The 19,576-nt window shown below is 61.5% G+C and carries 17 protein-coding genes; 7 read left to right on the top strand and 10 right to left on the bottom strand.

The window, feature by feature from the left end:
* Positions 1–52 precede the first annotated feature (52 nt).
* Both CSE6_RS00120 and CSE6_RS00125 read right to left on the bottom strand, forming a co-directional pair.
* A complete protein-coding gene (locus CSE6_RS00120) occupies positions 53–811 on the bottom strand; it encodes a 3-hydroxyacyl-CoA dehydrogenase (protein ID WP_059439650.1) in 759 nt (252 codons plus the stop codon).
* 271 nt (positions 812–1,082) lie between these two features.
* Positions 1,083–1,631 (bottom strand): phasin family protein, encoded by a 549-nt coding sequence (locus CSE6_RS00125; RefSeq protein WP_003067688.1) that lies wholly within the window; start codon positions 1,629–1,631, stop codon positions 1,083–1,085.
* 351 nt (positions 1,632–1,982) lie between these two features.
* On the opposite strand from CSE6_RS00125, the gene CSE6_RS00135 reads away from it, so the two are divergent.
* From CSE6_RS00135 to CSE6_RS00165, 7 genes are all read left to right on the top strand, one after another.
* The gene (locus tag CSE6_RS00135; RefSeq protein WP_012837589.1) at positions 1,983–2,462 is read left to right on the top strand and encodes a thioesterase family protein; all 480 of its coding nucleotides are present in this window, start codon (positions 1,983–1,985) and stop codon (positions 2,460–2,462) included.
* Positions 2,463–2,692: 230 nt separating this feature from the next.
* On the top strand, positions 2,693–3,928 hold the full coding sequence (gene pncB / locus CSE6_RS00140) for a nicotinate phosphoribosyltransferase (protein ID WP_059439651.1): 1,236 nt from the start codon (positions 2,693–2,695) through the stop codon (positions 3,926–3,928).
* 82 nt (positions 3,929–4,010) lie between these two features.
* Complete coding sequence (locus CSE6_RS00145; protein ID WP_012837591.1) at positions 4,011–5,429, top strand: sodium:proton antiporter; 1,419 nt, start codon at positions 4,011–4,013, stop codon at positions 5,427–5,429.
* 115 nt (positions 5,430–5,544) lie between these two features.
* Positions 5,545–6,522, top strand: coding sequence for a D-glycerate dehydrogenase (locus tag CSE6_RS00150; protein WP_059439652.1), 978 nt, complete (start codon positions 5,545–5,547; stop codon positions 6,520–6,522).
* 136 nt (positions 6,523–6,658) lie between these two features.
* Entirely contained in the window at positions 6,659–7,066 is a 408-nt protein-coding gene (locus CSE6_RS00155) for a tautomerase family protein (protein WP_012837593.1), read from the top strand.
* Positions 7,067–7,341: 275 nt separating this feature from the next.
* Positions 7,342–8,952 (top strand): DNA recombination protein RmuC, encoded by a 1,611-nt coding sequence (rmuC, locus tag CSE6_RS00160; RefSeq protein WP_083994654.1) that lies wholly within the window; start codon positions 7,342–7,344, stop codon positions 8,950–8,952.
* Complete coding sequence (locus tag CSE6_RS00165) at positions 8,949–10,142, top strand: MFS transporter (protein WP_034358972.1); 1,194 nt, start codon at positions 8,949–8,951, stop codon at positions 10,140–10,142. Before rmuC ends, CSE6_RS00165 begins: the two co-directional genes overlap by 4 nt.
* Before the next feature lie 64 nt (positions 10,143–10,206).
* On the opposite strand, the gene lapB is transcribed toward CSE6_RS00165, so the two are convergent.
* The 8 genes from lapB to serC form a co-directional block, all read right to left on the bottom strand.
* On the bottom strand, positions 10,207–11,364 hold the full coding sequence (gene lapB, locus CSE6_RS00170; RefSeq protein WP_003067672.1) for a lipopolysaccharide assembly protein LapB: 1,158 nt from the start codon (positions 11,362–11,364) through the stop codon (positions 10,207–10,209).
* Complete coding sequence (locus tag CSE6_RS00175) at positions 11,354–11,689, bottom strand: lipopolysaccharide assembly LapA domain-containing protein (protein WP_034378993.1); 336 nt, start codon at positions 11,687–11,689, stop codon at positions 11,354–11,356. The genes lapB and CSE6_RS00175 overlap by 11 nt, the downstream gene beginning before the upstream one ends.
* 110 nt (positions 11,690–11,799) lie before the next feature.
* The gene (locus tag CSE6_RS00180) at positions 11,800–12,120 is read right to left on the bottom strand and encodes an integration host factor subunit beta (RefSeq protein WP_003067668.1); all 321 of its coding nucleotides are present in this window, start codon (positions 12,118–12,120) and stop codon (positions 11,800–11,802) included.
* Positions 12,121–12,229: 109 nt separating this feature from the next.
* The gene (gene rpsA / locus CSE6_RS00185) at positions 12,230–13,912 is read right to left on the bottom strand and encodes a 30S ribosomal protein S1 (RefSeq protein WP_003057144.1); all 1,683 of its coding nucleotides are present in this window, start codon (positions 13,910–13,912) and stop codon (positions 12,230–12,232) included.
* Between the two features lie 199 nt (positions 13,913–14,111).
* Positions 14,112–16,184 (bottom strand): bifunctional 3-phosphoshikimate 1-carboxyvinyltransferase/cytidylate kinase, encoded by a 2,073-nt coding sequence (locus tag CSE6_RS00190; protein WP_059439654.1) that lies wholly within the window; start codon positions 16,182–16,184, stop codon positions 14,112–14,114.
* 107 nt (positions 16,185–16,291) lie between these two features.
* Positions 16,292–17,188 carry a prephenate dehydrogenase/arogenate dehydrogenase family protein gene (locus tag CSE6_RS00195; protein ID WP_012837598.1) on the bottom strand — a complete coding sequence of 299 codons (897 nt, stop codon included), beginning with the start codon at positions 17,186–17,188 and terminating at the stop codon, positions 16,292–16,294.
* Positions 17,188–18,288 (bottom strand): prephenate dehydratase, encoded by a 1,101-nt coding sequence (gene pheA / locus CSE6_RS00200; RefSeq protein ID WP_003067663.1) that lies wholly within the window; start codon positions 18,286–18,288, stop codon positions 17,188–17,190. The genes CSE6_RS00195 and pheA overlap by 1 nt, the downstream gene beginning before the upstream one ends.
* A gap of 122 nt (positions 18,289–18,410) precedes the next feature.
* Positions 18,411–19,520 (bottom strand): 3-phosphoserine/phosphohydroxythreonine transaminase, encoded by a 1,110-nt coding sequence (serC, locus tag CSE6_RS00205; RefSeq protein WP_059439655.1) that lies wholly within the window; start codon positions 19,518–19,520, stop codon positions 18,411–18,413.
* Positions 19,521–19,576: the final 56 nt, after the last annotated feature.

The raw sequence follows: 19,576 nt of genomic DNA on the forward strand, positions 1-19,576 counted from the left end.
CTTTGCCCGGATCCGGAGAGAAGGCCTTGCGGCAAGGCCTTTGATTTACCCATTATTTCGGGGCCATACGAATGGCGCCGTCCAAGCGGATGACTTCACCATTGAGCATGTCGTTTTCCAGGATTTGCTTGACCAGCTTGGCGTAGTCCTCGGGCTTGCCCAGGCGACTGGGGAAGGGCACGCTGGCGGCCAGAGCATCCTGAACTTCCTGCGGCATGGTGAACAGCATGGGGGTGCCGAAGATGCCGGGAGCAATCGTCATATTGCGAATACCGCTGCGAGCCAGGTCGCGAGCAATGGGCAGTGTCATGCCGACCACGCCGCCCTTGGAGGCAGAGTAGGCGGCCTGACCGATCTGGCCGTCATAGGCTGCGACGCTGGCGGTAGAAATCAGCACACCGCGCTCGCCGGTAGGCTCTGGCTCATTCTTGCTCATGGCATCCGCTGCCAGGCGAATCATGTTGAAGGTGCCGACCAGGTTGACCATGATGGTCTTGGTATAGACGGTCAGGCTGTGCGGGCCGCTCTTGCCTACGGTTTTCTCGGCCGGTGCAATACCGGCGCAGTTGATCAGGCCGGCGAGTTTGCCCAGGCTGGTGGCTTTGGCGACCACGGCCTGACCATCGGCCTCATTGCTGACATCGCAGCGCAGATAGACGCCATCGATCTCACTGGCTACGGCCTCGCCGCGCTCTGCATTCATGTCGGCAATCACGACCTTGCCGCCGTTGGCGGCCAGCATGCGCGCCGTACCTTCGCCCAAGCCTGAAGCGCCACCGGTCACGATGAATACGCGATCCTGAATCTGCATGAACTGTCTCCTTGTTCGATGTCTATTGACGTTGACGTAAACGTCAATTATGCACAGAGTGAAGGAACTGGCGACCTGAGGAAAGCGCGCATAAAAAAAAGCCCAATCGGGAAGACTGGGCTTTGAAGGGATCCATGAAACGGGGGTTTCAGGAGGATCCAAGGAGACAACTTGCGCAAGGTCAGCATCTGATTCAATGTATGCCGACCTGACATGCTGGTGATTATAGGGTAAACCCTAGTCTTTGCCAAGCATGTCAGTAACCATGTTCTTAACGCTTGGCAGCGGTCGTGGCCTTGACAGCTTCGGTTGCTGTCTTGGTGGCAGCGTTGAAGTTGGCTTCGGCCATGTCGGAGGCTTGCTTCACAGCCTTTTGCACGGATTCGAAAGCGTTGTTGGCGGCAGAGACTGCGCTCTTGACCATGGCAACAGCGGATTCGGAACCGGCAGGAGCATTCTTGGTCGTGTTGTCCAGCAGGGCATTGAAGTTCTTGCGAGCTTCGGTGGACTGGGCTTCCAGCGTCTTGTTGAATTCGCCGGCAGTGTTGCTGGCGATGTCGTACAGGTGGCGGCTGTAGGAAGCGGTTTTCTCGGCCAGCGGCTGGAACAGGCCTGCTTGCAGAGTCAGCAGTTCCTGAGCGTCCTTGACGCTGAGCACGGCCTGGGTGTGCTGGGCAGCTTCGGCCAGTGCGGCGCGCGAGGCGGTGACGTTCAGTTCCACCAGCTTTTCCACGCCTTCGAAAGCTTTGCTGGTCAGGCCGAACAGTGTCTCGAAGTGGGCTTTTTGTGCGCTCAGGATTTGGTCAGGGGTCAGGCTCATGGCAATTCTCCAAAATTACGGATCTAACAAAGGGATCGGACCGGAGGAAACGTCTGCCCTGACATGACCGCTATCTTTGCCAGCCGTATGTTGCAGTGCAGCATGGGTGCATTGTGAAAGAGAATTTGTGGCAATGCAAGCTTTAATTTGTTGCGCTGCAGCAAAAAAATTAATGACTCTTTGTTTTTGATAAGTATCTGATTTTTAAAAGACTTTGTTATGTCTGATAACTGACAAAAATTGAAGTGGCGTGTTTTCTTTGTGCGGTGCGTCATGCGTTGATGAGTGACAACCTGCAAGCCCTGTCGCGGTGGTGCTGGCGGCGCCGGGGCGGCTCTGCAAAATGACTGCATGACTGCATCGTTATCTCATGGCAAACCTTTGCGCGCCCAGCCGCAGGCGCGCGACTCCTATCCCGTGTTTCGTGAAATCAGCACCCGCTGGTCGGACAACGATGTTTACGGTCATGTGAACAACGTCATCTACTACAGCTGGTTTGATACCGCGGTCAATGCGTATCTGATAGAGCAGGGCGCGTTGGATATTCATGATGGGCAGACGATTGGCCTGGTGATAGAGACCCAGTGCAATTACTTTGCCTCGTTGGCTTTCCCGCAAGCCGTGGAAGCGGGTATTCGCGTGGCCCATCTGGGGAGCTCCAGCGTGCGCTATGAAGTGGGTCTGTTTGCCAGGGGGGCGAGCCAGTCGGCTGCTGCCGGGCATTTTGTGCATGTCTATGTCGACAGACAGACGCGCCGGCCCGTGCCTTTGCCCGAGCCCTTGCGGGCGGCACTACAGTCACTGCTGCGTGCAGAGCCCGCTGGTGAATAGCAAAAACGATAGCTTCTTGCGTATGTATATCAAAGGTTTGATTCTGATCCGATTGATATATCTGGCGGCAAATCCGAAGCCCGCATCTGCAAGAAGCGCTTAGGGGCCGTGAGTACGGTGCAGGGTGTGGAATCGCCTACACTCACCAGTCTCTGTTGAGGCTGGCGCAGCCTGTGTTTTGAGCCAGCCTTGTTCCATGACTGAACGGACCGTCAGGCCCACCGTCGTCCATGATCATCACCAGTCTGCTAGACACCGACCTGTACAAATTCACGATGATGCAGGTGGTGCTGCATCAGTTTCCGGGCGCGCAGGTGGAGTACCGCTTCAAATGCCGCAACCCTGGCGTGCAACTGGCTCCGTACGTCAATGAAATCCGCGAAGAAATCCGCTCTCTGTGCAAGCTGCGCTTTCAAGATGCCGAGCTGGCCTATCTGAGTTCGCTGCGTTTCATCAAGAGCGATTTTGTCGATTTCCTGAGCCTGTTCCAGCTCAACGACAAATACATCACGGTCACGCCCCTGGCCAGCGGCGAGATCGACATCACCATCCAGGGCCCTTGGCTGCACACCATCTTGTTCGAGATCCCGGTGCTGGCCATCGTCAACGAGGTGTATTTCCGCAATACCCAGCCCGTCCCCAACTTTCTGGAAGGACGCAAGCGCCTGGACGAGAAGATCGAACTGCTGCAGGCGCCTGGCCTTGAGTCGCTCAAGATTGCCGATTACGGCACCCGCAGGCGCTTTTCCAGGGCCTGGCATGAAGAGGTGCTGCGGGTGCTTTGCGCCAGGCTGGGTCATTCGGGGGCGGCGCGCGTCAACGGCCAGCGCAAGGGGCAACTGGCGGGCACCAGCAATGTGCTGTATGCGATGAAGCTGGGCCTGATCCCGCTGGGCACCTTGGCCCATGAATATCTGCAGGCCTGCCAGTCGCTGGGCCCGCGCCTGCGCGACAGCCAGATCTTCGGCTTCGAGTCCTGGGCGCGCGAGTACCGGGGCGATCTGGGGATTGCGCTGTCCGACGTCTATGGTATGTCGGCCTTTCTGCGTGATTTCGATCTGTACTTCTGCAAGCTTTTTGACGGTGCGCGTCATGACAGCGGCGACCCGTTTGACTGGGGCGAGCGCCTGATAGCGCATTACAAGGCCAACAAGATCGATCCGTTGAGCAAGGTGCTGATCTTCAGCGACGGGTTGACCATCCCCAAAACCATCGGGCTGTTCGAGCGCTTCAACGGTCGCTGCCAGCTGGCGTTCGGCATCGGCACCAATCTGACCAACGATTTGGGAAATCCCCGCGAGCATGTGCCATTGCAGATCGTGATCAAGATGACGCGCTGCAACGGCCAGCCCGTGGCAAAGCTATCGGACACACCGGGCAAGAGCATGTGTGACGATGAAAAATACCTGGCCTATCTGCGCCAGGTGTTCAGCATTGCGCCGCCGGAGCCGGTTTCGCCTGCATAGAAATCAAAGAATCATTGGCGGGAGTTATGCCTGTTGCAGGGCAAAGAGCAGAGAGGATGGGCGTTTGAACAGCAAATCTTTTATGAAAGCCGCTGCGGCCGCGCTGCTGACGCTGGCAGCGGCCACCGCGCAGGCCGCAGACATTGACGGCGCAGCCATGTCCGTGGCCTGGGGCCTGCCGTTTGTGGGCATGCTGCTGTCCATTGCGCTGCTGCCGCTGCTGCTTCCGCAATTCTGGCATCACCATTTCGGCAAGGTCACCGCCGGCTGGGCGCTGGCCTTCCTGCTGCCTTTTGCGCTGGTCTATGGTCTGGGCGCGGCGGGCGTGAATCTGGTGCATGCCTTGCTGGCCGAGTATCTGCCATTCGTGATCCTGCTGACCGCCTTGTACACGGTGGCCGGAGGCATCTATGTGCGCGGCAATCTGCGTGGTTCGCCGGGGTTGAATACCGCCATCCTGGCCATTGGAGCGGTGCTGGCCAGCTTCATGGGCACGACCGGGGCTTCGATGCTGCTGATACGTCCCTTGCTGCGCGCCAACGACAACCGCCGTCATCAGGCTCATGTGGTGGTGTTTTTCATCTTCATCGTCTCCAATGCCGGGGGGGCGTTGACGCCGCTCGGAGATCCGCCGCTGTTCCTGGGCTTTCTGAAGGGGGTGGACTTCTTCTGGACGGTGAGCCATATCTGGGGCCCGATGCTATTCCTCACGCTGGCGCTGCTGGCCATCTTCTATGTGATAGATCACAAGCTGATGGGGCAAAAGGGCGAGACCGATCTGCCCGATCCCACGCCCAGCATGGATGTGACCGGGGCTCAAAGCCGCCTGGGCTTTGAAGGCCGTGTGAACTTTGTGCTGCTGATGGTGGTGGTGGCTCTAGTGCTGGTCAGCGGCATCTGGCGCACTCCTGCGGGTATCGAGATCGCCGGGACCCATGTGGGCCTGCCCGGTCTGGTGCGCGATCTGGGTTTGCTTGCCGTGGTTCTGCTTTCGCTCAAGCTCACACCCGCTCGTGTGCATCAGGCCAATGAGTTCGGCTGGGGTCCCATGCAGGAAGTGGCCAAGCTGTTTGCAGGTATTTTCCTGACCATCATTCCCGTCATCGCCATGCTTAAAGCCGGTGTCGATGGCCCGTTCGGAGCCGTGGTGCGCGCAGTCACCAATGCCGATGGCACGCCCAACCCGGCCATGTATTTCTGGGCCACGGGTCTGCTGTCCTCCTTCCTCGACAACGCTCCGACTTATCTGGTGTTCTTCAATACCGCCGGTGGCGACCCCGCGCACCTCATGACCGAGATGGCGCTGACGCTGACAGCCATTTCTGCCGGTGCCGTGTTCATGGGAGCGAACACATACATTGGCAATGCGCCCAATCTCATGGTCAAGGCGATTGCCGAAGATCGCGGCGTGAAGATGCCGGGCTTTTTCGGCTACATGCTCTGGTCGGTCTGCGTGCTGGTACCTCTGCTGGTTTTGATTACCTGGATTTGGTTTAGGTGATGGCTCTCCCCTTGAGGGGGGTGACATCATTGCTGCGGGACGGTCCTTGCTTGATAGCTCGGGCTGTGCCGGGCGAGCTGATATGTTCTAAAAAGATGAATGAGGAGACAACGCGATGAGTCAAAAGCCCCGTATCTTGATTGCCCGCGCCATTTCACCCGAGGTGGTGCAGCGGTTGCAGCAGCATTTTGAAGTGCAGTCCAATCAGGACGATGTGGTCTGGTCTCCGGCAGAGCTGGCACAGCAGTTGCAGGGCAAGGATGGCGTGCTGACCACGGGTTCGCAGCGCATCGATGCCGAGTTGCTGACCGCCTGCCCGCAGCTCAAGATCGTGGCCAACATGGCTGTGGGCTACAACAATTTCGATGTGCCCGCGATGACGGCCGCAGGCGTGCAGGGCACGAATGCCCCCGATGTACTGACCGAGACCACGGCTGATTTCGGCTTTGCCCTGCTGATGGCCACGGCGCGCCGCATTGCCGAGAGCGAGCACTATCTGCGTGCCGGGCTCTGGAAGGACTGGCATTACGACCTGTTTGCGGGTGCCGAGGTGCATGGCAGCACGCTGGGTATCCTGGGCATGGGCCGCATCGGTCAGGCCATTGCACGCCGTGCGGCCTACGGCTTTGGCATGGAGGTGATCTATCACAACCGCTCGCGTCTGGATGCTGCGCTGGAAGCCGAGTGCAAGGCCAGCTATGTCGGCAAGCAGGAGCTGCTCGAACGTGCAGACCATCTGATGCTGGTGCTGCCATTCACCCCCGAAAACCGCCACACCATAGGCGCGGCAGAAATTGCGCAGATGAAGCCCACAGCCACGCTGATCAATATTGCGCGTGGCGGCATCGTCGACGATGCGGCTCTGGCCCAGGCACTCAAGGATAAGCGCATTGCCGCAGCGGGGCTGGACGTGTTCGAGGGTGAGCCTGTCGTGCATCCGGATCTGCTGACCGTGCCCAATGTGGTGCTGACACCTCATATCGCCAGCGCCACCAAGGGTACGCGTACGGCCATGGCGGGGCTGGCGGCAGACAACCTGATCTCGTTCTTTGCCGGCAAGGGGCCGCTGACGCCCGTCAATCAGTTGGCCTGATGCCGAGATTAGGCCGTATCACGTCATATCAGTTTGAGGGCGAATACGTGCTCTGAGTGCGTTGTCGGCTTTGATAATTTCTGCCCGCTTGGCGTCTGTGCGCACAGCGGGCTTTTTTATATCAAGCGAGACAGCAATGCCTTTTATCCGCACCAGCGTCCACAAGGACACCACGCCCGCCCAGCGCCAGGCCATCGTCAACGGTATTCATCAGGCCCTGATCGACGGCATCGGCATGCCCGCCGATGAGCTGTTCAACATGGTTGAGGAATATGACGAGCAGAAGTTCTTCTTCAGCCGCACTTTCAACGGCTACAAGCGCTCGGACCGCGTGGTCGTGGTCGAGATCACCATGCGCCGTGGGCGCAGCGATGCCATGAAGCGCGCGCTGTATGCCAACATCGCCGCCAATCTGGAAAAAGATGCGGACGTCGCACCCAGCGATGTGTTCATCTTCACGCACGAAAACGACTATTCCGACTGGTCCGTGGGCGGCGGCAAGTTCGCCATGGCCATTGCCCAGCAAGTGGGCCCCGACGCCTGATTCTTGCGTCAACCGATTGCAGCCTTGCTGTCACCAAGGCTGCAGTCGGAAGCAGCACTTCTGATCGCATTGAATTTTTCTTGGCTCTGAGGACTGATAATTTGCCTGCGCGCTAGTGCTTGCAAACTTCAGTCTGCAATGCCTAGGGCGGAAATTCAATGAATAGGTCTGTAGCGCTTTTCTGATAAGCGCTTGCAGCTATGAAAAAAGAGTGCGAAAGGCGTGGCAAGACAGTGACTACGTGGTGGCTTGGGTTGGCGGCGCTGGCCGTATTGATGGTGGGCCTGCTTCTGGTGCTGCTGTGGTGGCTGCAGGGGCTGCGCCGTCAGACGGAACTTGCTCTCGGCCCTGATGCGATGAGGCTGCAAGCCCAGCTGCTGCAGGGATTGCAGGCGCTGGATGTCAGGCTGCAGCAGTTGGAGCGCAGCAGCCAGAGTACCCAGATGACGGTGGCCAAGAGCGATGGAGCCCTGGACCGTGTCACCCAGCATGTGCAGACCCAGTTGGCCCAGGCCCAGCAAGATGCACTGGCCGCACGGCGCGAGCAGGCGGCGGCGCTGGCATCCTTTCGTGAAGACGTTGCCCAGCTAGCGCAGCGGCTGACGGGTGACAGCCAGCAAGCCCGCGCGGCACTGGCCCAAAGCAGTGCCGAGCAGGCAGTCCATGTCCAGCAGCGCTTCGAGGCCCTGGCCGAGACGACGCGCGGCACGCTGGACTCGCTCAAGGGCGATATCCAGCAGCAGCTCACGCATATGAGTACCAATATGGGGGCTGCGCTCAAGGATCAGCTGGGAAGCAATGGCGAGCAACTGCGCCATCAGTTTGCCGTGTTGCAGGATGCGGTGAGCCAGCAACTGGCTGCGCTGGCGCAGGGCCAGCAGACCACGGCCGAGCAACTGCGCACAACGCTCAACGAGCGACTGGCCACGATTCAGAGCGAAAACTCCCTCAAGCTCGACGAGATGCGCCGCACTGTCGATGAAAAACTGCATGCCACGCTGGAGCAGCGTCTGGGCGAGTCCTTCAAGCTGGTCAGCGATCGGCTGGAGCAGGTGCACAAGGGGCTGGGCGAGATGCAGACCCTGGCGGGCAGCGTAGGCGATCTGAAGCGCGTGATGACCAATGTGAAGTCGCGCGGCACCTGGGGCGAGCTGCAACTGGGCAGCATCATCGACAATGTGCTCACGCCCGAGCAGTACGCGAGAAACGTCAAGACCGTGCCTGGCAGTGATGAGCTGGTCGAGTTCGCCATCCGGCTGCCGGGCCGCAACGACGAGCAGCCCATCTGGCTGCCCATCGATGCCAAATATCCGGTCGAGCATTACCAGCGCCTGCAGGATGCCCAGGACAGCGCAGATCGCGTGGCCATTGCCGCTGCAGGCAATGCCTTCGAGACATCGATTCGCGGCGAAGCCAGAAAGATCGCGAGCAAGTACATCGCGCCGCCGCACACCACGGACTTTGCCGTCATGTATCTGCCCACCGAGGGCCTGTTCGCCGAAGTGCTGCGCCGTCCGGGACTGGTCGAGGCGCTGCAGAATGAGCATCGCATCGTGATTACCGGTCCCGCGAATCTGGCCGCCATGCTCAGCAGCCTGCAGATGGGCTTCAAGACGCTGGCGATCGAGAAACGCTCCTCCGAAGTCTGGGGCGTGCTCGGTCAGGTCAAGACCGAGTTCGGCAAGTTCGGCGAGGTGGTGGAGGCTACGCGCAAGTCCATCGATGCCGCCGCGCGCAAGTTTGATCAGGTGGGTGTGCGCACGCGCGCCATTCAGCGCCATTTGCGCAATGTGCAGGAGCTGCCGAATGGAGACGGTCAGGGTCAACCCCTGTTTCCGGCTGCGTCGGCTGAGGGTGATCAGCTTGCCGCCGAGGACCAGGAATGAACGCGGCCCTGCTGCGCCTGATTCTTGCGCAAGTCTGTATCCACGGCACCATGACGGGCATGCGCATGGCCACGCCGCTGCTGGCGCTCAAGGAGGGCTATAGCGCGGCTGCGGTCGGCATGCTGCTGGCGCTGTTTGCGCTGACCCAGGTGTTTCTGTCCCTGCCCGCGGGGCGCTATGCGGACCGTCACGGGCTCAAGCGCCCGCTCATCATCAGTGTGGTGGCCGCCTGTTCCGGAGCGGGAGTGGCGGTGCTGTTCCCGATTTATCCGGTGCTGTGCCTGAGCGCTTTGCTGACGGGCGGCGCAGCCGGCATGGCACTGATCGCCCTGCAGCGCCATGTGGGGCGCATGGCGCACAACAAGGACGAGCTGCGCAAGGTCTTCAGCTGGCTGGCGATCGGGCCGGCCATCTCCAATTTTTTGGGGCCTTTCGCGGCCGGTCTGCTGATCGACTACGCCGGCGGCGAAGCGGCCAGCACCACAGGTTTCAGGGCGGCCTTCCTGCTGCTGACCCTGATGCCTCTGGCGGCCTGGTTCTGGGCAAGAACGGTGCAGGAGCTGCCCGCGTTGCAGACCGAGAGTGCGAACCAGAAGGCAACGGCCTGGGATCTGGTACAGAACCGGGGCTTCAGGCGCCTGTTGCTGCTGAACTGGGCGCTTTCCTCTTGCTGGGACGTGCACACCTTTGTCGTGCCAATTCTGGGCCATGAGCGCGGACTGCCTGCCTCGGTGATAGGCAGCATCCTGGGTGCTTTTGCGATTGCTGCGGCCGTGATCCGCATGCTGATGCCCATCATCACGCGCCGCCTGGCCGAATCGCAGGTGGTGCTGGGGGCCATGGTTGCGGCCTGCGCCTTGTTCATCGCCTATCCCTTCATGCCAGGAGCCTGGACCATGGGTGCCTGTTCAGTCTTGCTGGGCGTAGTGCTGGGATCGGTGCAGCCCATGGTGATGAGCATGATCCATCAGATCACGCCACCCGAGCGCCATGGCGAGGCGCTGGGATTGCGCATGATGGCCATCAACGGCTCCAGCGTGCTGATGCCGGTGCTGTTCGGCTCGCTGGGCACGGTGGTCGGTGTCTCGGCTCTGTTCTGGGCCGTGGGGGTTCTGGTCGGCGTGTCTTCGCGCCTGCCCTGGTTGATCGGCAAGCAGGATATGCCGGCCGATGAGTGGGGTGACCATTAAACGAGCCGCCTGCATGCATTGAAAAAGAGCGCCCAGGGGCGCTCTTTTGTCTTCTGGAAGTGCTTTACAGCTCTTCGACCCTGCGTGCGGGGTAACTGTCCCAGCTCTGACAGCCGGGGCAATGCCAGAAATGGGTGCGGGCTTCAAAGCCGCAGGCTGCGCAGCGGTAGCGGGTCAGGGGCTTGGTGGCGTGGTTCAGCGCCTTCTGCACGGTGGCATGGTACTGCTCTTCGGTCAGTGTCTCGCCTTCCAGCCATTGGGCGGCAGCCACCAGGGAAGATTCATGCTCCAGGTGTTGCACCAGGCGCTGGCGGCCGGGGGCTGCAGCGTCACCGCTTTTCTGATCGACTGCGACCAGTGCCTGCAGCAGATCCAGCGAGGGTGCCTGTTCATAGTGCTTGAGCAGCAGATCGCGAGCCTCGGCGAGCGCGCCTGTTGCCTCGGCCACTTCCACAAGCAGGCTGGCTGCCAGGGGCAGGGCTGCTGGGCTGTTCTGCGCCAGCGCCTGAAGACTTGACAAAGCCTGTGCGGAACGGCCCTGTCGATGCTGGAGCTGGGCGAGCTCCAGTCGGGGACGCGGAGCTTGCGGCGCAGTCTCCAAGGCCTGTTGCAGCTGCGCAAACGCCTTGTCGAGCTGGCCATGGGCCACCTGGGATTGCGCGTCTTCGCAAAGATAGTGGGCCAGCCGGGTGCTGAAGTCCCCCTGGCCGGCGGCCTGCATCTTGCGCACGATGGCCGCTGCCTGGGCCCAGTCGCGCGAGCGCTCGTAGATGGCCAGCAGCGCCAGGCGTGCTTCGCCTTCGTACTGCGTGCCTTCCAGGCGGTTCAGTGCCTCCTCGGCGCGGTCCAGCAGGCCGGCCTTGAGAAAGTCCTGTGCCAGTGCATGCTGGGCACGGTCCCGGTCGGGGCGGGTGAGGTCGGCGCGGCTGAGCAGATGCTCGTGGACGCGCACTGCACGGTTGTATTCGCCGCGGCGGCGAAACAGGTTGCCCAGTGCAAAGTGCAGTTCGGTGGTATCGGGGTCGTTCTGTACGGCCTCGATAAAGGCATCGATGGCCTTGTCCTGCTGCTCGTTGAGCAGAAAGTTCAGACCTTTGAAGTACGCCTTGGGAGCCTGGCGGTTGTCGGCTCGCACCTGGCGCAAATCCCAGCGGGAGGCCAGCCAGCCCAGCACAAAGGCTGCAGGCAGGCCCAGCAAAATCCAAGTCAGATTAAATTCCATGCACGTCGCCCGGCGCAATGATCGAAGAAGAGTTCTGTTCCTTCACCGCAGGTGCTGCACTGGTGGCGTTGGCTGCGGCGTTCGGTGCCTGTTGAGTGGCCTGTGCTTCGCGCGCTGCGCTGCGATGCTTGAGCCAGCGTGGCACCATGCCCAGCACTCCGACAAAAAGGCCCAGCGCGAAAGCAGCCAGAACCACCAGCACCAGAGGTGCCGTCCAGGCCGTGCCAAAGAAGAAATGCACGGTGGCGTCTTGCTGGTTGTTGAGTGCGAATGCGAACAGAGTGAAAAAAATGGCTGCCTTGAGCAGCCACAGCAGGTATTTCATGCTTCCCTTTATGCGCCTTGTGTGACGGGAAGATTTTAGGCCAGCCCATGCGCGGACTGGCAAACGGACGGCGTGGTCAGCCCTGATGTGGCTGACGGTGCCCGCGGACTTCAGGCGATCTGCGGCTGCTGGGCAGCGGAGTCTTCGGCCTTGAGATTGTCCACGGCTTCGCGCAGGGCCTTGCCGGGCTTGAAATGAGGCACGCGCTTGGAGGGAACCTGAACGGACTCGCCGGAGCGGGGGTTGCGGCCTATGCGGGGCTGGCGGTGATTGATGGCAAAGCTGCCAAAGCCGCGAATTTCAATACGGTGACCGCGCACCAGGGCATCGCTGACGGCATCCAGAATGGTTTTGACGGCCTGCTCGGCATCACGTTGGTTGAGTTGGCCAAATTGGGCGGCAAGTTCTTCGACGAGATCGGATCGGGTCATCGGGTGGCGGAGGCTCTAGGTTGAAAACAACAACGGGCGCACAGGGCGCCCGTTGTCTTTGACGCTTGGCGGTCAGTCAGGCGAGCTGGCTGACCGGCTGATGCAAGATTTACTTGTCAGCGTCCAGCTTGGCGCGCAGCAGAGCGCCCAGGCTGGTGGTACCAGCGTTTTCCTTGGAGGACTGAGCCGACAGGGAAGCCATGGCGACTTGCTGTTCAGCGTGATCCTTTTGCTTGATGGACAGCTGGATGTTGCGGCTCTTGCGATCCACGTTCACCACCACGGCAGTCACTTCGTCGCCTTCCTTCAGGACGGAACGAGCATCTTCCACGCGGTCTTGCGAGATTTCGGAAGCGCGCAGGTAGCCGATGATGTCTTCGCCCAGGTCGATTTCAGCGCCCTTGGCGTCCACAGTCTTGACCTTGCCGGTCACAACTTGGCCCTTGTCGTTCACGGTCACGAAGGTCGTGAAGGGATCGCTGTCCAGCTGCTTGATGCCCAGGGAGATGCGCTCGCGCTCAACGTCCACGGCCAGCACGATGGCTTCGACTTCTTGACCCTTCTTGTAGTTACGAACGGCGGCTTCGCCGGCTTCGTTCCACGACAGGTCAGACAGGTGCACCAGGCCGTCGATACCGGCAGCCAGACCCACGAACACGCCGAAGTCGGTGATGGACTTGATGGGGCCCTTCACGCGGTCGCCGCGCTTGGTGTTCTGGGCGAATTCTTGCCAGGGGTTAGCCTTGCACTGCTTCATGCCCAGGGAGATGCGACGCTTGTCTTCGTCGATTTCCAGAACCATGACTTCCACTTCGTCGCCCAGGGACACGAGCTTGGTGGGAGCAATGTTCTTGTTGGTCCAGTCCATTTCGGAAACGTGCACCAGGCCTTCGATGCCGGGTTCCAGTTCCACGAATGCGCCGTAGTCGGCAATGTTGGTGACCTTGCCGAACAGACGGGTAGCGGAGGGGTAGCGGCGAGCCACGCCCATCCAGGGATCGTCGCCCATTTGCTTCAGACCCAGGGACACGCGGTTCTTTTCGGTGTCGAACTTCAGGATCTTGGCAGTGATTTCCTGGCCGGCAGTCACCACTTCGGAGGGGTGACGCACACGGCGCCATGCCATGTCGGTGATGTGCAGCAGGCCGTCGATACCGCCCAGGTCCACGAACGCACCGTATTCGGTGATGTTCTTGACCACGCCCTGAACGATAGCGCCTTCCTTCAGGGTTTCCATCAGCTTGGCGCGCTCTTCGCCCATGGAGGCTTCCACCACAGCGCGGCGCGACAGCACCACGTTGTTGCGCTTGCGATCCAGCTTGATGACCTTGAATTCCAGGGTCTTGTTTTCGTAGGGAGTCAGGTCCTTGATGGGACGTGTGTCGATCAGCGAACCGGGCAGGAATGCGCGGATGCCGTTGACCAGAACGGTCAGGCCGCCCTTGACCTTGCCGGAAGTGGTGCCGGTCACGAATTCGCCGGATTCCAGAGCCTTTTCCAGCGACAGCCAGGAAGCCAGACGCTTGGCGGTGTCACGGGACAGGATGGTGTCGCCGTAGCCGTTTTCGATGGAGCCGATGGCCACGGACACGAAGTCACCCACTTGGACTTCGACTTCGCCCTGGTCGTTCTTGAACTCGTCGAGGGGCACGTAGGCTTCCGACTTCAGGCCGGCGTTCACCACCACGAAGTTGTGCTCAACGCGCACGACTTCAGCGGTGATAACTTCGCCAGGACGCATTTCGGTGCGTGTCAACGACTCTTCAAAAAGGGCGGCAAAAGATTCAGACATGTAGTTCCTTGCCCGCAACCAGGTTTCCGTCGGCACCATTGCCAAGCGTTTTTAAGACTGATTGCGGAGGTTGTGGGTTTGAGGCCCACGGGGGTTAAAGGTTAACAACCTTGCTGCCGGTCCGCGGTCTGCGAGAACCTGGCATCAAGGGCCAACAAGCCAGATGCAGGGCTGGCCTTGAAACTTCAAGCTAGAAATTTCAAGGACGACCGAACGGCTGGCGTTCCTGCCACCACGACAGCACCTGGGCAACCACTTCTTCAATGGTCATCTCGGAGCTGTCGAGCTGCAAAGAATCCTCGGCGGGCTTGAGCGGAGCGGTGCTGCGATTCATATCGCGCGCGTCGCGCGCCTCAAGGTCTGCCAAAAGGGTGGACATATTAGCTGAAATTCCTTTGGAAATCAACTGTTTATATCGGCGCTCGGCGCGGCACTGGGCAGACGCCCACAAATAGACCTTCAGCGGGGCGTGGGGGAAGATGACCGTGCCCATGTCGCGGCCATCGGCAACCAGCCCAGGCAGGGCCTGGAAGGACAGCTGCAGATCCACCAGCGCGGTGCGCACGGCAGGCAGGGCCGATACGCGCGAGGCATTCATGCCGGCTTCTTCGCTGCGAATGGCCAGGCTGATGTCCTCGTCGCCGAGCCAGACACGCTGCTGCGCATCGAAGCGCACGGGCATGTCCAGTGCCATCTCGGCAATGGTTTCCTCGTTCGACTCGTCAAGCGTCATGCCGGCACGCGATGCGGCCAGGCCGGTGATGCGGTACAGCGCGCCGGAGTCCAGCAACTGATAGCCCAGGGCTCTGGCGACTTCTGCGGCAATCGTGCCCTTGCCGGAGGCCGTTGGCCCGTCGATGCAGATCACGGGAATATGCTCGCGCTCGGCTTCGCTGACGGAGAACAGCGCCTCGAAATAGTCGGGGAAGGTCTTGGCCACGCATTTTGGGTCTTCTATGCGCACCGGCAGCTTGGCCGGGTTGAAGGCCGCCAGGGAGAAGCACATGGCGACGCGGTGGTCGTCATAGGTGTGGATGCTGGCCGCTTTCCAGGCGGCCTTGCCGGCTGGAGGGGTGATGCGGATGTAGTCAGCCCCTTCTTCCACCGAGGCGCCGAGTTTGCGCAACTCGATCGCCATGGCGGCAATGCGGTCGGTTTCCTTGACGCGCCAGCTGGCGATATTGCGCAGCGTGGTCACGCCGTCGGCATACAGCGCCATGGTGCCCAGCGTCATGGCCGCGTCGGGAATATGGTTGCAATCAAGGTCGATGGCCTTCAGAGGCCAGCTGCCACGGCTGACCTGCAGCCAGTTGGGGCCGCTTTCGATCTGTGCGCCCATGGCCTGGGCGGCCTCGATGAAGCGGATGTCGCCCTGGATCGAGTCCTGGCCCACACCCAGAATGCGTATGCTCTTGGGCTGCGGCGCGTTGTCGGCATCGGCGTCATCGGTGGTGCCGGTGGCAATCGCGCCCAGAGCGATGAAATAGCTGGCCGACGAGGCATCGGCCTCCACATGGATGGCGCCCGGCGACTGATAGCGGCTGCCTGCGGGGATCACAAAGCGCTGCCAGTTGTCGTTTTTCACGGCGATGCCGAAGCGCGCCAGCAGCTCCAGCGTGATGTGGATATAGGGCCTGGAGATCAGCTCGCCCACCACTTCGATGGTGATGTCGCGCTGTGCCCCGGGGACATTGGCCAACAGGGGCAGGGCCATCAGCAGCGAGGTCAGGAACTGGCTGGAGACATCGCCGCGTACCTTGATGGATTCGCTGCCCAGCTGGCTGAAATCGGGCTGGCCGATCTTCAGGGGCGGAAAGCCTTCATCCTTCAGGTAGTCGATCTTGCAGCCCAGCTGGCGCAGCGCATCGACCAGGTCACCGATAGGGCGTTCGTACATGCGGGGAATGCCCGTCATCTCGAAGTCACCGCCCAGCACCGACAGCGCCGCAGTCAGCGGGCGCATGGCCGTGCCGGCATTGCCCAGGAACAGCGTCGCCGCGGTGCCGGCCGGCAACTGACCGCCGATGCCGGTGACGTCAATCGCCTGGCCGGGTGTGACGGCATCCGGGGTGATGCTGCAGCCCAGCTGCTTGAGTCCGGCCAGCATGACGCGGGTGTCGTCCGAATCCAGCAGGTCGTGAATGGTGGTGGTGCCCTGGCTCAGCGCCGCCAGCAGCAGCACGCGATTGGAGATGCTTTTGGAGCCGGGCAGGCTGACGCTGCCGTTGGCGGAATCCAGTGCGGGCAGGTCCAGAAATTCAGTGGTGAACATAAAACTCTCGTAACCCCCTGTGCAGCCTGGCTGCTTCGACACCGGGCTGCGCGGCGGGCGTTGCCCGGTGTCTGTGGCGGTTGGGTGAATAGATCGACGCCGCTAGTTTAAGAGCCTCGCTTGCCGCCCATGGTCCATTCGGCGCGTGCGGCACTGGCCAGGGTCAGGCGGTCCTGCAGTCCCTGGCCGTCGTTGGCCTGCATCAGCCCTTCGAGCTGCTCCAGCGCCTGGCGGAACTGACGCGACTGGGCCAGGACCTGATCGCGGTTGGCCAGCAGCACATCGCGCCAGAGCTTGGGGTCGCCTGCGCCTATGCGCGTGAAGTCGCGGAAACCGGGTCCGGCCAGCGCCAGCATATCGTCGGCGCCGGGCTGGTTCAGCACGCTTTGCATCATGGCAAATGCCAGCAGATGGGGCAGGTGGCTGACGGTGGCGAGTGCGCTGTCATGGGCCTCGGGCGACATGGCCGTGACCTTGCATCCCAGGGCCTGCCACAGCGCCTGGGCCTTGGCCAGATGCGCGGTCAGCGTGCGCTCCGTCGGTGTCAGCACGACCTGGGCGCCCTGGTAGAGCTTGACATCGGCGTGCTCCACGCCGGCCACTTCCTTGCCGGTGATGGGGTGGGCGGGCACAAAGCTGCCGATCTGGTCGCGCAGTGCCGAACGTGCGGCCTGCACCACATCGACCTTGGTGGAGCCCACGTCCATGATCATCATCTGGGGCGTGACCAGATGCTTGATGGACTTGAGCGTGGCCTCGGTGGCCGCCACGGGCACGGCCAGCAGCACCAGATCGGCGCCGGCCGCCGCCAGCAGGGCGGAAGGTGCCTCCACGTCGATCACGCCCATCTGGCGCGCACGTTCGGTGGTCGAAGGCGATTTGCTGTAGCCCACCACGCGCTTGACCAGGCCGGCCTTCTTGAGTGCCAGGGCGAAGGAGCCGCCCATCAATCCGCAGCCGATCAAGCCGAGCTGCTCGAACGGCTGCAATTCCTGAGTCGCCATCACTTGCTCACCGGGTAGGTGCCCAGCACCTTGTAGAACGCGCACAGGCCCTGCAGCTCCTGCAGGGCGGCGGCCACATTGGCCTGGGCCGGGTGGCCTTCGATGTCGATGTAGAAGTAATACTCCCATTGGCCGGTGCGGGCCGGGCGCGACTCGAAGCGCGTCATCGAGACGCCGTGCTTTTTCAGCGGCACCAGCAGGTCATGCACGGCACCTGCGGTGTTGGGCACCGAGACCACCAGGCTGGTGCAGTCGCTGCCGCTGGGCGCGGCCGTGGCCAGCGTGTGCGGCAGGCAGATGACGGCAAAACGCGTGCGGTTGTAGGCATCGTCCTGGATCGCGTGGCTGACGATGTGCAGGCCGAACTGCTGGGCGGCGCGCTCACCGGCAATGCCGGCCCAGTTGGGATGCAGGGCCGCCAGGCGCGCGCCTTCGGCATTGCTCTCCACGGGGCGACGTTCGGCATGGGGCAGATGTTTGGACAACCAGCCCTGGCACTGGGCCAGAGCCTGGGGGTGGGCGGCCACGACCTCGATGCCGTCCAGCGTGTTGCTGGTGCGCATCAGATTGTGGCGGATCAGCATGCTGACCTCGCCCACCACATGGCAGGGCGTGTGCAGGAACATGTCCAGCGAGCGCGTGACCACGCCTTCGTTGGAGTTCTCCACGCCCACCACGCCGTACTGGGCGCTGCCGGCGGCCGTGGCGTGAAAGACTTCCTCGAAACTGTTGCAGTACATCAGGTCGGCCGCGCCGCCGAAGTACTGGATCGCCGCTTCCTCGCAGAAGGTACCGGCCGGGCCGAGCACGGCCACGCGCTGGGGGGATTCCAGCGCCAGGCAGGCCGACATGATTTCGCGCCAGATGGCGGCCACATGCGCGCCCTTGAGCGGGCCGGGGTTGTTGGACTTGATCTTCTCGATCACCTGGGCCACGCGGTCCGGGCGGAAGAAGGCCGAGCCTTCCTTCTTCTTGAGCTCGCCCACCTGCTCCGCCACATGGGCGCGCTGGTTGACCAGCTCCAGCAACTGGCGGTCCAGGGAATCGATCTGGTTGCGCAGCGACAACAGCTCGGGGCTGGCTTGGGGTTCTTGGCTCATGAATCTCTCAAATTTCGTAGCTGCTGGCGCTTGTTGCACAAGGAATTCAAACCAATACCTTGGTGAAGTACTTGCAGATCAAGCGGTGGCAGCTCATCTTTTTACAAGGCTAAGGGTGGGGCTCAGGCCTGACGTTGCTCGAAGTCACGCATGTAGTCGACCAGCGCCTGCACGCCTGCTATGGGCATGGCGTTGTAGATGCTGGCACGCATGCCGCCCACGGACTTGTGGCCCTTGAGCTGCAGCAGGCCGGCTTGCTTGGCGCCGGCCAGGAAGGCGTCATTGCGCGACTCATCATGAAGGAAGAACGGAATGTTCATGCGCGAGCGGCAGTTCGCGGCCACCTTGTTCACGTAGAACGAGGATTGGTCCACATAGTCATAGAACAGCTTGGCCTTGGCGATGTTGCGCGCTTCCATGGCGGCCACGCCGCTGAGGCCGCCTTCGGTCTGGCGCTTGAGCCACTGGAAGGTCAGGCCGGCCATGTAGATGCCCCAGGTGGGGGGCGTGTTGTACATGCTGCCGTTGTCGGCCACGGTTTTGTAATCAAACGCCGAGGGGCAGACGGGCAGGGCATGGCCCAGCAGGTCTTCGCGCACGATGACGATGGTCAGGCCCGCGGGGCCGATGTTCTTTTGCGCGCCACCAAAGGCCAGGCCCACGCGGCTCCAGTCGATGGAGCGCGAGGCTACATGCGAGGAAAAGTCGATGACCAGCGGTGCATCCGAGCCCAGGGCCTGGAGGTCGGGCAGCTCGTGGAATTCCACGCCGTGAATGGTCTCGTTGCTGCAGATATGCACATAGCTGGCGCCACGGCTCAGATTCCAGCTGCTGGCGGCGGGAATCGTGGTGTAGTCGCTGTCCTTGGCGCTGGCGGCCACATTGGCATCGCTGGCGTACTTGGCGGCCTCCTTGGCCGACTTCTGGCTCCAGCTGCCGGTCACCACAAAGTCCACCACGCCGGCGCGCGACAGATTCATGGGCACGATGGCGTTTTCGGCAATGCCGCCGCCCTGCATGAACAGGATCTTGAAGTGGGCGGGCACGGCCAGCAGCTCGCGCAGATCGGCTTCGGCGGCTTCGTAAATGCTGATGAATTCCTTGCCGCGGTGGCTCATTTCCATCACCCCCATGCCGGAGTCGTGCCAGTCCAGCATTTCGGCGGCTGCGGTTTGCAGCACTTCTTCAGGGATGGCGGCGGGGCCTGCGGAGAAGTTAAAAGGGCGGTTCATCAGATTTACGCTCAAAACATGTGAAAGCGCTTGTCTGGCTTGCGCTTTCAGCTATC

The organism is Comamonas sp. E6 (assembly GCF_001010305.1).
Classification (GTDB): Bacteria; Pseudomonadota; Gammaproteobacteria; order Burkholderiales; family Burkholderiaceae_C; genus Comamonas; species Comamonas thiooxydans.